Raw genomic sequence first — 12,776 nt, 5'->3', positions numbered from 1 at the left:
GGAATGAAAAGACTTAGCAGCATGTATCGATAAAAACCTTTAAAGGTTTGCTCAAGCCCCAATTATTCACCATCCCATCTATTTAGCCGGAATATCGCGTTATAAGGGAAATTAGCCCTTTCGAGTTCAGAGACAAAGACATTTAAGCCAATACTAAAGTTAACAAGTTTATTTAAAAATGTTGCACTTTTGTGTATAAGCCTGTATTTTTCTCGCTCAATTATTCTGTGCATTTTTTCTTTAAATCGATAGATATAAACACTCGGAATAATCGCAAGCGCTAATATAAGCGGCGAATAAATAGCACACTGACTAAGAGTGTGCTTTAGGAATTTTTACTATAAATGGATGTTGCCCCATATGATCACCACTAAACCTCTCTGTTGGTTGGCTGCTCTCGGCCTATTGTCTTCATTTCAATCTTACGGCGTTCTCTATAACGAAGCCCAAACAACGGCTATCACCGAAAACATGCAGCATGCACTGGCCGTTGAAAATGCAGGCGTAATTAATGAAGGTCGTATTCATGACATCTATCAAATTTATGCATCGAACAAACTAGCCGTTGGCGTAGACAATCATTACCTGCATACTTTTTTTGCCAAAGATGACAACACCATAAGCTATATGGGTAAGCAGAGCATCGGAAAAGAGGATTATTATAACAACCGCGACAACATCTCTCTGAGCCCAGACGCTAAGTTCATGTATTTAATGAATATGGAAGACAGTCACTATCAGATAGCAGTGATGACCTTAGATTCTGAGAATAAAGTGTGGGAAAACAAATTTACCTATACCAGCATAGGTACTCAGTCTATCGATTATGCTACCGAAAGCCAGATCTCTGACGATGGAAACTATCTCTTTAGCTGGAGTAATTACCAAAAAAACCTATCTATTGCCAAAAGGGATAAAGTCACCGGCGAGCTAACCCCCTTTATTCTCGTCAATAGCGATAAACTCCCCTCAAGAGTTGAAGGAGTTGAATATGATCAAGCCAGCCAAACTTTACTCATTTTTGGCCGTGGCAGCACCTATGACTCGACCTCTGCATTAATCGCGGTCAAACTCGACTCAATAAATGGATCGGCAACCGAAATTGCCCGACTCCCACAGGTCGATACCTACCAAAATATTTATGACATCCAATTCGATCCTAATACCAAGAATATATTTATAACTGAAAGTGGTAATATTAACGTCTACCACTTAGATGAGACGAATAAGACGTTCACGACCAGCTACAGTGATTCTACCTACAATACTTTCAATGCCTATGTAAGTAACAACTCAATCACACTCATTGATGGCAAGTTACTTATTCAGCAAAGTAATAGTCTTGGCAAAATTTATCGCTTCAATGACGGTGCTTCGCCCTCTTTTTCACTGGAAGACACAGTCACCACCAGTGTCTATTTGAGTCAACTAGCTGTCGCAGATGGACTCGGCTGGAGAATGATGAATGGAAAGGCCGAACTCTTTGCCAACAGCTCCACGGCTTATGACTTTGTCAAAAAAGATACCCTAGTCGATGGACAACAAAATATGCCGATTTTCGGCGATTCATGGAGCCAAATCGCCTTTATCGAGTCACTCGATATCATTGTTGCTATTGATAGACAAGGCATCTATTCAATGCTCGCCGACGCAAGCGCTCAAACCCCACTCTATGCTACGACTTGGGAACAATTGGGTTTCGATTACAATGCATCGCCGTCCATAGATAGGGTCGTTGTCAAAGGCAATCACATACTCCTCGCGGGGAGAAATTTTAACTTTACACCGAATTCGCAAAATGACCGCTTTATGGCCCTTAAGGTCGATGATAAAGGGATCATTTCGACAGAGATAAAACCACTGACCGTATCGGGAAATCCATTTTACTACCACAGTAACAATAATTCTGCCCAGTTTGCCCCTAGCAGTGGAATCGCGGCGTTTCTGTCACAAGATGGCGGCTATGCATTCTTCAGCCTGGATGCGGATAATAATCCAACCTTTATCGACACCTTGGATTCAACTCTCTTTAACACCTATTACTACTATAGGAGCATAGGCTTCGTTGACGGGAAACCCTATGTCTGGGACAGAGAAAGCACTAAATTCTATTTCGTCGATGTTGATGTTGCTAACAAGGACGTCGATCTTGGAGATGGCATAGATCTCTCGGGTTCGGTCCCCAACGACGCAGCGATCATCACAAACGGCAAGAACATCTATTTTATAAAAGACTCCGCAGTCTCGAGTTATAAGGTCAATGACGATCTCAGTCTGTCATTTATGTCGACCTCTTTTGTTTCAGAGCTTTATTCCAATGGCCTAACCTTCATATCTGAAGATTACGTCGTAAACACTAATTATAATAGTCTGAACAGCTATGCTATCGACAGGCAGAGCGGCGCTTGGAAAAAGCTAGAGACCACTAGGGCTCAGGACTTAGGAGTATCAAGCTTAGATACCAGCAAGATAGCCTATGGCGACTCGGTAAAACAAAACTTGATCTTTAACGCCAACATTAATTACTCCACCAGCGTACTGATGCGGGCCGATATCGCCACCAGTCCAATTCTGACCTCGGCACTCATGCCCCTACTAGCGAATGAAGGGGAGAAAGTAGAGCGTAATATCAGTGAGTTCGTATTTGACGCCGACAATGATGACCAGCTCATCTTCAGCTCGAGCAACCTGCCCTCTGATGCAGAGCTCTCTGAGTCGGGCGTACTCACCTATGACACGACAAGCCATGACTCTGGCGAACTCGACATTCTAGTGACCGACAGCAAAGAGATGACGCTTAACGTCAGTTTACCCTTCTTCGCTAACTCGGCCCCCGTCATTGAGGCCATCGACACTTACTGGATCAATCCAGGAGAGAACATCACCTTTAACCTCGCCGACGCAGTAAGCGATCCTGAGGATCACAACTTCAGCTTCGCAAAAGATGAAGGCTCGGCGCTTGAAGTCAATGCCCTCGGCATGGCTTACGGACAACTCAGCCAGGCGGGCGAACATCAGGTACTCGCCACGGTCACAGATACCTTAGGTGCCAAGGCTTCCCTGACTGCCAAGGTTCAGGTGAATTCGGCCCCGACAACCTCCGGCCTAGGCAGTGTTGCGCTTAAGAGCGGCGAAGCCATCTCTCGCGATTTAGCCAGCGCATTTACCGACGCCGATGGTCATGCCCTGAGCTTCAAAGCCGTTGGCCTACCAGCAGGCATTAGCCTAAGTGCACAAGGCCAACTCAGCGGTAGCAGCAAGGTCACAGGTAAATCCAGCGCCATTGTCACGGTAACCGATGAGATGGGACTTAGCACAAACGCTACCCTCTCCATCGACATCAAAGAGGAGAGTTCAGGCGGCGGTAGCCTGGGGTACCTGGTCTTGCTGCTCCTCCCATTGGCCATCCGCAGAAAATTCCATTAATGGTTAACCTTGGCCTCTAGCTCGATGGCAAGACACTCATCAGGTTAGAGGCGCTCCCTTTGCCGAGATTGAATGGCACTCAAGTCCCCCTCTCCTCGGGGGATTTTTTTTGCCGCAACACACGGCAGGGGATTTGCCGCTTATCATCGGCGTCCGCAGATGCATCTACACTCGGTATCCAACGTCTCTTCGATTTGGCGTCGATTGTTGTCGATTGGGAAGCAGCATTTGGCCACATTTGTATTTGCAGGGGATTTGAAGGTCGTACCTTCATGGCAATCTATCGCCTGCCCGGCGAGGGCTGTGGACGTACATAGTAATTAATGTCCGAATAATTAATGTCGGCGCATAGCGTTGTGCTCATTGGCTAAGTGGATATGAAGGTCGAACCTTCATTGTTACCTAACGCCTGCCCGGCGGGGGATGTGCAAACACTATTTTGGCTCGCCGCAAGCACATCCATGTGGGCTCTGCGAAATCATCCATGATTTCGAAGGCCAAAATCGTGTTTGCACTCGGTGTCTAATGTCTCTTCGATTTGGCTTCATTAGTTATCGATCGAAGAAACCAACACACTTTTGCGCGGCGGTACTGACCTAAATGGATGTAGTGAATGCCAAAAAATGTAGGGAACATTTTTCGCCATGCCGCCGAGAGCCAAAAGTATTCTTACACCCGTATCTAAACGTCTCTTCGATTTAGCTTCGTTGGGTAGCATTGAGACAAGCTATTATTTTTAAGAAAAAACGAACAGAAATGTGACCGAACATGTTGATTACCATCTAACCAATAGCTTAATGTGTAACCAACTAAGGACAGAGCTAGGCCAACTCGAATCAAACATCGACCACGCCTTTCAGGGAATGAAAAAGCCAACCACATGCGCCAATCACATCCCTTAAAAAGTTAACTCCGCCCCTTACTTATTCACTTATTTATCAACCACTTTAATCAAATTAACATTACAGTTAATCGCATGGGAATCAGATGAATCTTGGTAAATGCCATTCTCATCAATACTTCTGACTCCAACTTGATACGCTTCCCCGCCCCTTACATCAAAAATAAGCATATCGTTCGATGACACTAAAACCTCCAAATAATAATCATCATGAGGATTGCCTTTTGGAATACGCCTCTTCCACAATGGCTTATAATCTTGCAAGCAGTCATAAAAACCGGCAAAAATAATCTTCTCACTTCTATTATCATCACCAACTAGCTTCATCGACTGATATATTTCATCCCTACTAACTTCCGTGATTACATGAGTAAACTTAATATCATTCTTCATGATGACAAAATAAATAAAAAACGCTGGCGCCAGAAAGAAAAATACAACAACTAACTTTAATAAACGCAATTCGAACATCCAGTGCCACTCCTGATTATTATCCCACTACCAACGACTTGTCTCAAAAAATTCGTACCATATTCTACGTCATAATAAACTTTCGGTAACGGAAGGATACAAGATTTGAAGGTCGCACCTTCATGGCAATCTATCGGCTGCGGTGAGAGTGACTAAGCATTAACCTTGGCTTTCACTAAATACCAGCTACTGGCTTAAGCACATAACGTTACAGCTAACATTTAGCCGAGTTCTTATTTATTGAATATGTTTGAAGGTCGCACCTTCGCTGTAACCTATCGCCTGCCCGGCGGGGGTTGTGCAGATACACCTGTGAGACGCCGTGAATACGTCCGTGTAGGCTCTGCCGAAACATCCCTGTTTCGGAAGCTCTCCGGCGTATCTACACTCGGTATCCATCGTCTCTTCGATTTGGCTTGATTGGGTAGCATTAAGACAAGTTATTATTTTTAAGAAAAAAACGAACAGAAATGTGACCGAAGATGTTGATTACCATCTAACCAATAGCTTAATGTGTAACCAACCAAGGACAGAGCTAGGCCAAATCGAATCAAACATTGACTACGCCATTCAGGGAATGAAGAAGCCAACCACATGCGCCAATCAACTCCCATAGAAGTTTACTCTGCCCCCATTTATTTACATGCTTGGTCTCCTACCATACAAGGTAACGCACCTTGCAAGGTCTCAACAATAAGTTGTTAGCCTCTTAAGGGAATTTATGGAGAAATACCTTAATTCATCAAAACTTTCGCCGATTGAAATGGCAAAGCATCTGATTACATTGAAATCCTTTACTAATAAGAAAAGTGATTTCGATGAGATAAAAAAGACGCTTGTTCCAGTAGAAAGTCATGAACGAATAGATCAAATCATCTACGGCCTTGAACAAGAAGATGAATTCGCAATACTTTGTAAGTTAATGTGTACTTGTGAGTCAATATCGAAGATAGGCCAAAGCCCAATAATTGATAGTGATGAAATTGCCCCTGATTTTATTGCATCCTTTTCACCCGGGTCGGCGATTAAAGGAATTAGTAAAAGTAAGCTTGGGTTAAGGTATCAGTGCTTTATTGAGATAAAGTCGTGTAAAAAAAGCGTCTTTAAAATTTCAGCTAAAGATCTTAAAAGGAGAATGTCATACGCTAACAGGTTCAAACTACCACTGGTATTTGCAGTGAGGTTTACTATGTTCCAGGCGCATGGCGTATGGGCGATGGTAGAAGCATCGAGATTATTGAAGCAGGGTAGAAGAATTGAAATTGGGAATATATTGGATGGGGTAAAAACTGTTTTACTTGATGATTATGGAATTCTTACTGATCCTAATATGTTTGTAGCACATTACTATGATACTTCGCCCGGATTGAAAGGTATCAAGCACTTTGAATATGGTACGTTAACTAGAACTGTATTTTTGTTTCCCGATGAAGAGCCTATTTACATAGAAGATGAAGAAATGACTATGGTAAACGTTCTATTGGGTGTTTTTGAGTTCAAAGAAGCTCAAGTTGAGAGAGAAGGTAGTGTCACCTGTCAGGTTGTTGATCTGAGGTCTCAAATGAAGTTTTTGAGTGACATTGTATTTCGCATTAATCATTTAGCTAACGATGAAGATGGAAATACGGATTTTGATGCCACAAAAGTTATATCGACGCTGGACTCCACTGATAATAAGCAACCTCTCATAAATAGAGAAATAGTAGAATATGCGATTTCACTCTTAAACAGCAAAAGACAGATGTTTTATAAAATGGGGTTAGGTGAAGAGAAAGATCTTGACCGCACAATTCGCAGTCTAAAAAAGGCTAACAATTAGCTTGAGCGTTAGCTGTAAAATTATGATCACATCAGAATTCGATAAATTTAGCTTTCATGATGCCGCAGTGATTAAGATTACTAGAGGCGATGGTTCAATTTCAATTGAGTTCGAAGGTGCCTTCATGAGCAAAGAGCACTCTGAATCCAGCGATACTGATTGGATCATTGATCAGGGTGTATTGCACCTGCGCAATGTGTCGAAAGAGGTGGCGTTGTTCTGGTATGACAACATCGAAGGTAAGCCTCATCCATCACCGGAGCTGCCCTTAGATGAAATCACCAATTTGGGGTTTAATGGGGTGCTTTTTGATTTTGATGGTTTCCTTAATCGGGAACCATGGGTCCAATGGCAGGTATATGCCACAGAGTTTAAAATTGAAATCAAAGGTAAGCACTTTGCGCACAGCTAATAAGATTAGTAGGGTCAGAGTAAACATTCTGACAAATGCCAATTCCCATAATGATTTTACGGCTAGACCTTCTCACAAGGTCAAATCGAAGAGATAGATAACTCGGTGTAAACATGCTTTTGGCCTTCGAAATCATGGATGATTTCGCAGAGCATCCAAGGATGGACTTGCTGCGTGCCAAAAGAATGTTTGCACGAAAGGCCTGCTGCCAAGCAATAGATTAATCATGAAGCTATGGTTTAAAACTCACCTTACAAATACCCAAAACAGGTAGATGCTTAACCACAAAATGAAGTAATTCACTCACCACCTCAAAAGAGGGTTGACACATGACCCCACCGCAGGTGATAGGTTGCCATGAAGGTGCGACCTTCAAACACACCAAATCAATGACAATTCAGCCAAACGCTCCAACCAAAAAATATTACGCAATTTGTTATTCGACAAATCCCCTCCCCCTCTGGTTTAACAACTCACTTTTAGTGTAAAATCCTCTCTTTCGTCAACAGCTAGCCAGCCCCGAGCGACACAGAGTCAGATGATGCCTAACGCCTTGTTTTATTTGATGCCACAAGCCGCTTCTGCCGCACCTCAGGTGGCGAGTTCGCCTCGGGAGAGTATCTATCTTTTAGCCTGTCGGCTTGCCGAGCAGGCTTATCGCGGCCAACAGCTGGTGTATATCCACTGCAACGACCAGCAACAGGCCTATGAGGTTGACGAAATTTTATGGCAATTTGAACCCTCTGCCTTCGTGCCCCATAACCTCAAGGGCGAAGGGCCGACGGGTGGCGCACCGGTAGAGATTGGCTTCGATAAACTGGGCCCCAATAAAAATCGTCATCTTCTGATTAATCTTGCAGACCAAGCGCCGCAATTTGCGGTAAACTTTGGCCAGATTATCGACTTCGTTGCCGACGATGCTGCCATGAAAGCGACCGCCCGCGATCGTTATCGCCAGTATCGCGAGTTAGGGATCCCCCTAACGACCCAACAACCAAATTAATTAGTTTGAGAAGCACACGCTCCTATGGAAAAGACATACAACCCACAGTCAATCGAACAGGCTCTGTACCAGAACTGGGAAGAGAAAGGATACTTTAAGCCCCACGGCGATGAGTCAAAAGGCAATTACTGCATCATGATCCCGCCGCCAAACGTGACCGGTAGCCTGCACATGGGTCATGCCTTCCAGGACACCATCATGGATACCCTGATCCGCTACCAGCGCATGAAGGGCAAGAACACCCTTTGGCAGGTAGGTACCGACCACGCGGGTATCGCCACGCAGATGTTGGTGGAGCGCAAGGTAGAGGCCGAAGAGGGCAAGAGCCGTCACGACCTGGGCCGTGAGACCTTTATCGACCGTATTTGGGACTGGAAAAACCAGTCTGGTGGCACCATCACCAAGCAGCTGCGCCGCCTGGGCGCCTCGGTCGATTGGGACCGTGAACGTTTCACCATGGATGAAGGCATGTCGGCCGCGGTACAAGAGGTGTTTGTGCGCCTGTACAACGACGACCTCATCTACCGTGGCAAGCGCCTGGTGAACTGGGATCCTAAGCTACACACAGCGATTTCAGATCTCGAGGTCGAAAACAAAGAAAAACAGGGCAGCATGTGGCACTTCCGCTACCCGCTGGCCGACGGCGCACTGACCGCCGACGGTAAAGACTATCTTGAAGTGGCTACCACGCGTCCAGAAACCATGCTGGGCGACAGTGCGGTTGCCGTACACCCAGACGACGAGCGCTATCAGTCGCTGATCGGCAAGTTCATCCTGCTGCCTATCGTTAACCGTCGTATCCCTATCGTCGCCGACGACTATGTCGACATGGAGTTCGGTACCGGCTGTGTGAAGATCACCCCGGCTCACGACTTCAACGACTATGAGGTAGGTAAGCGTCACAACCTGCCTATGTTCAACATTCTGACCATAGACGCCGCCATCCGTAGCCAGGCAGAAGTCGTCAACTCAGACGGCACCGCCAACGACGAGCTGGACGGCAGCCTGCCAGAGCGCTTCGCCGGCATGGATCGTTTCAAGGCGCGCACCGCCATCGTCGACGAGTTCGAGTCACTCGGCCTGCTGGGTAAAATTGACCCACACGCCCTCAAGGTGCCTTATGGCGACCGCTCCGGCGTGGTGATCGAGCCCCTGCTGACCGACCAATGGTATGTGGCCGTTGCCCCTATGGCCAAGACGGCTATCGAAGCGGTTGAGAACGGTGACATCAAGTTTGTGCCACAGCAGTATGAAAACATGTACTTCTCTTGGATGCGTGACATTCAAGACTGGTGTATCTCGCGTCAGCTGTGGTGGGGTCACCGTATCCCGGCCTGGTATGACGAGGCGGGCAAGGTCTATGTCGGCCGCGACGAGGCCGAGGTACGCGCCAAGCATAACCTGGCCGACTCTGTCGTGCTGCGCCAAGACCCAGACGTACTGGATACCTGGTTCAGCTCGGCGCTGTGGACCTTCTCGACGCTAGGCTGGCCGGACGACACCGAGGCGCTCAAGACCTTCCACCCCACCGACGTGTTGGTCACAGGATTCGACATCATCTTCTTCTGGGTGGCACGCATGATCATGATGACCATGCATTTCATCAAGGATGAAGACGGCAAGCCGCAGGTGCCGTTTAAGACGGTTTATGTGACCGGCCTTATCCGCGACGAACAGGGCAACAAGATGTCCAAGTCTAAGGGTAACGTACTGGATCCACTAGACATGATCGACGGTATCGATCTCGAAGCTTTAGTTGAGAAGCGCACTGGCAACATGATGCAGCCTCAGCTGGCCGCCAAAATCGAGAAGAGCACCCGCAAAGAGTTTAGCGAAGGCATCGAGGCCCACGGCACCGACGCCCTGCGTTTCACCCTGGCTGCCATGGCCTCTACCGGCCGTGACATCAACTGGGACATGAAGCGTCTCGACGGTTACCGCAGCTTCTGTAACAAGATCTGGAACGCGTCGCGCTATGTGCTGATGAACACAGAAGATCAAGATTGTGGTCCTCAGTCGCCTAAGGGCACAGCCGATGGCGAGATGCAGCTGTCGCTGGCGGATCGCTGGATTATCGGTCTGTTCAACCAGACGGTGAAGGCGTTTGACGAGCACATGGAGAACTACCGTTTCGACCTGGCGGCCAACACCCTGTACGAGTTCACCTGGAACCAGTTCTGTGACTGGTATCTGGAGCTGACCAAGCCGGTACTGCAAAACGGCTCCGAGGCCGAGCAGCGCGGTACCCGTCATACCCTGGTTACCGTACTGGAAGCCATGCAGCGCCTGCTGCATCCTATGATGCCATACCTAACAGAGACCATCTGGCAGCGCGTTAAGCCGCTGGCGGGCGTCGAGGGTGACACCCTGATGCTAATGCCTTTCCCTGAATATCAGGCAGCCAAGGTAGACGAAGCCGCCATGGCAGATCTCGAGTGGGTTAAGCAGGTGATCGTCGCCGTACGTAACATCCGCGCCGAGCTGAATATCGCGCCGAGCAAGCCGCTTAACGCCCTGCTACGCAGCGTCAGCGAGCAAGACAAGGCCCGCGTCGAAGCCAACCAGACCTTCTTCGCGACCCTGGCCAAGCTGGAATCTATGACGATTCTTGGCGACGATGAGACGGCGCCTATGTCGACCACCCAACTGGTGGGCGAGATGGAGCTGCTGATCCCTATGGCGGGTCTTATCGATGTGGCCGCCGAGATGGCCCGTATCGACAAGCAGCTGGAGAAGCTGGTCGGCGAAGCCAAGCGCATCGAAGGCAAGCTGAACAACCAGGGCTTCGTGGCCAAGGCACCGGAAGCGGTTATCGAGAAGGAGCGCGCCAAGCTGGCCGAGTTCCAACGCGATATGGACAAGCTCAGCGAGCAGAAGACCGAGCTGGCCAAGCTGGAAGGCTAAGCTAGAAGGCCAAGCTAGAAGCGTAAGCGCTTATCTGAGCGAACGAAAAAGGCAGTCAATCGACTGCCTTTTTTATTGCCTCATTTTATTAGGCTGTAGGGACTACACCTTATAGTGGGCGATATCCGCCTCCATCGACTCCGCCAGCCTGGCGAGATCTTCGGTGGCATCGCTGCTCTGCCTGGCGCCCTCGGCGGTCTGATCCGAGATCTCACTGATGTTGGTGATATTGATGTTGATCTCCTCGGTCACCGAGCTCTGCTCCTCAGAGGCCGTAGCGATCTGTGCGTTAAGCGCGTTGATCTCCTCGATGCTGTTTAAGATCTGCTGCAGGGCGTCACGCACCATCAAGGATTTATCCACGCTCAGTTGTACCTGATCTGTGCCGCTCTGCATCATCTGCATCGAGTCTCGCGCCCCCTGTTGCAGGCGTTGAATCGTCTTCTGGATCTCCTCGGTCGAATCCTGGGTACGTTTAGCCAAGGAGCGCACCTCATCGGCCACCACCGCAAAACCTCTGCCCTGTTCGCCCGCCCGCGCCGCCTCGATGGCCGCGTTGAGCGCCAGCAGGTTAGTCTGCTCCGAGATCCCCTGGATCACATCCACCACAGTGCCTATCTCGTTAGAGTGCTGCGCCAGCAGGGTCATCGCATCACTGGCACGGCTTAGCTCCTGCGCCAGCGCCTGGATAACGGCAATACTCTCATCCACTACATCCTGAGCACCGTGGGCGGCGCCGTTGGCATCCTCTGAGGCACTGGCCGCGGCCGCGGCGCTCTGGGCGACCTCGCGTACCGTCGCGGTAAACTCATGAATGGCGGTGGCAATCAGCTGGGTCTGCTGCTGTTGATCCAGCACGTTACGCTGGGTCTGGGTCGACACCACCGCATTCCCTCGGCCGCGCTGGCGAGTCTCGAGGTAGACGCATGGGTGTTGGTTACCGCCTGCTGGAAATCCGCCGCGATGCGATTCACGTGCTCGGCGATATGGGCAAACTCGTCATGGCCGCCGAGGCGAATGCGTTTGGTGAGATCGCCCGCAGCAATATCCACCGCCGTCTCTTCGAGCTGCACCACAGACAGGCTCACCCGGCGAATGATAAACACTGAGCTGACACTGATGGCGAGCATGGCAACGCCGGAGAAGATGGCCACCAGCCAGATATAAAGAGAGACGGTTTCCTGGGAGGCCTCATAGCTCTCCTTGGCCTCACCTATCTGCATATCCAGGAAGGCCTGGGCCTGGCTGGTAATATCCTTAAACAACGGGTTGATCTTCTCCAGCAATAGCTGGTTAGAGCGCTTGTATTCCCCCTGGCTCAAGGCATCGATGGCGGGGTTAAAGCCTTGCTCTGTCACCCTATCCAGCAGTGACACTAGACGGTCGACCTGAGCACGCTCATCATCGGCAAGGTCTGATGCCAAGATCTGATTGTCGATGATCTCATGCAGCGCCTTTATTGAGGCTCGGCTGGCATCGATATGGAAACTCAAGGGGTGATTGTGCATATCGGCGAAGGCGTTGGCAGGGTCGTGCTGAAACCCGAGCAAGAGGCCGCTTCTGGCTTTTTCGAGTTCGTTGAGCACCTTGCCGGCCCTGATGCTATGCTGCATCCCCTGGCCATAGAGTTCACCTATGGCATCTCCCGCATCCAGCATGCCAGTGATCCCCTTGTAGCCGAGGAAGATAAAGGCAAAGATGATCAGAAACACGTTGAGTCTTAGTTGAAATCGTACCGACTTGATCCGCTCCATCAAGCCGGCCTGCTGCTCGGACGCTCCCGTCATCGCCAGTACCTCCTGGCGGTTTTGTTCAGACATATTCGCTTCCTTTTATGGCC

8 protein-coding genes are annotated in these 12,776 nt (G+C 48.8%); 5 read left to right on the top strand and 3 right to left on the bottom strand.

From position 1 onward, the window contains the following. The first annotated feature begins 360 nt into the window (after nt 1–360). On the top strand, nt 361–3,426 hold the full coding sequence (locus DB48_RS10570) for a putative Ig domain-containing protein (RefSeq protein ID WP_041510250.1): 3,066 nt from the start codon (nt 361–363) through the stop codon (nt 3,424–3,426). 931 nt (nt 3,427–4,357) lie between these two features. Here the strand turns inward: DB48_RS10570 and DB48_RS10565 are convergent. Next, nucleotides 4,358–4,798 (bottom strand): hypothetical protein, encoded by a 441-nt coding sequence (locus tag DB48_RS10565; RefSeq protein ID WP_041510249.1) that lies wholly within the window; start codon nt 4,796–4,798, stop codon nt 4,358–4,360. 721 nt (nt 4,799–5,519) lie between these two features. On the opposite strand from DB48_RS10565, the gene DB48_RS10560 reads away from it, so the two are divergent. The 4 genes from DB48_RS10560 to DB48_RS10545 all read left to right on the top strand — a co-directional run bounded on the left by DB48_RS10560 (nt 5,520) and on the right by DB48_RS10545 (nt 10,936). Beyond that, nucleotides 5,520–6,617 (top strand): hypothetical protein, encoded by a 1,098-nt coding sequence (locus DB48_RS10560; protein ID WP_041510248.1) that lies wholly within the window; start codon nt 5,520–5,522, stop codon nt 6,615–6,617. A 22-nt stretch (nt 6,618–6,639) separates the two neighbouring features. After that, the gene (locus DB48_RS10555; RefSeq protein WP_052813753.1) at nt 6,640–7,029 is read left to right on the top strand and encodes a hypothetical protein; all 390 of its coding nucleotides are present in this window, start codon (nt 6,640–6,642) and stop codon (nt 7,027–7,029) included. Between the two features lie 541 nt (nt 7,030–7,570). Next, nucleotides 7,571–8,032: a DNA polymerase III subunit chi gene (locus DB48_RS10550; RefSeq protein ID WP_041510247.1), complete on the top strand. Its 462-nt coding sequence runs from the start codon at nt 7,571–7,573 to the stop codon at nt 8,030–8,032. A gap of 24 nt (nt 8,033–8,056) precedes the next feature. After that, entirely contained in the window at nt 8,057–10,936 is a 2,880-nt protein-coding gene (locus DB48_RS10545) for a valine--tRNA ligase (protein ID WP_041510246.1), read from the top strand. Between the two features lie 102 nt (nt 10,937–11,038). Here the strand turns inward: DB48_RS10545 and DB48_RS20460 are convergent, their stop codons facing one another. Both DB48_RS20460 and DB48_RS20455 read right to left on the bottom strand, forming a co-directional pair. Beyond that, nucleotides 11,039–11,818, bottom strand: a complete 780-nt coding sequence (locus DB48_RS20460) for a methyl-accepting chemotaxis protein (protein WP_235375383.1) — start codon at nt 11,816–11,818, stop codon at nt 11,039–11,041. Then, entirely contained in the window at nt 11,764–12,756 is a 993-nt protein-coding gene (locus DB48_RS20455; RefSeq protein WP_235375382.1) for a HAMP domain-containing protein, read from the bottom strand. Before DB48_RS20455 ends, DB48_RS20460 begins: the two co-directional genes overlap by 55 nt. Nucleotides 12,757–12,776 lie beyond the last annotated feature (20 nt).

The organism is Shewanella sp. cp20 (assembly GCF_000832025.1).
Taxonomy (GTDB): domain Bacteria; phylum Pseudomonadota; class Gammaproteobacteria; order Enterobacterales; family Shewanellaceae; genus Shewanella.
Note: the sequence above shows the minus strand (reverse complement) of the source record. Positions and strands in the feature narration are given on the sequence as shown.